Below are 726 nucleotides of genomic sequence, written 5' to 3' on the forward strand. Positions count from 1 at the left end.
GTTATATTTTTAATTAAAAGGATTTTAATATGACTGTGACTATTAAGTACCATGAAGAATTTAAAAATGAAACTATTTCTTCTTATACCTACTGGTGGGCCAATGATTTTGGTGATATAGCTTTGGAGTCGAGTGAAAGAGGATATGGTATTTACTCGGCTGGCCCAAATCCGCCCACCGTTGGTGTCAAATTCGCGATTCAAAGTAGCTCCCCTCAAAGTAAAGCCGCAATAGTGATAGAGTCTAAGGGAGTGCATGCGGCGGCGGTTAAGGAAGCTCACGGAGTGAAGTTATCCGAAGTGTCTCCTATAATCCCCGGTGAAAACGAAAGTCTGCAATTTGGTGCGAATTTAATTCCTATTCCTGATATTAACTTGGAGGATCCTCAGTTTCATCACCTTCAACTCCAGCAAGTGCAACTGAAATTCAGCGGATTAGATATCTCAGATGATATTGATATCTCTATTTTAGAGACCCTTTATGCAATGTATAGAGATAATAGCTATCCAAGTGATATGGATCTTGGTGTCTATGGCCTGCTGAGGGGTAATAACGCTTCCATACTAAAAATCCTCGAATCCCAAGGTGTAGATATAAATACACCACTCAAAGATTTGGCGCTTGCCAGTCAGTTTGACGTTATTGTTGATATGCCAGTCATTGACACCGTGGCCGATAGCAGTGAGCTATTATTAGCCGCTTAACATTTAACAAAGTTGGTGTTGT

1 protein-coding gene is annotated in these 726 nt (G+C 40.4%); it reads left to right on the forward strand.

From position 1 onward, the window contains the following. Window positions 1–29 precede the first annotated feature (29 nt). The gene (locus V1952_RS22275) at window positions 30–704 is read left to right on the forward strand and encodes a heme acquisition protein HasA (RefSeq protein WP_420075601.1); all 675 of its coding nucleotides are present in this window, start codon (window positions 30–32) and stop codon (window positions 702–704) included. Window positions 705–726 lie beyond the last annotated feature (22 nt).

Source organism: Yersinia sp. 2542 StPb PI (assembly GCF_048593855.1).
In the GTDB taxonomy this organism is placed as follows: Bacteria; Pseudomonadota; Gammaproteobacteria; order Enterobacterales; family Enterobacteriaceae; genus Yersinia; species Yersinia enterocolitica_E.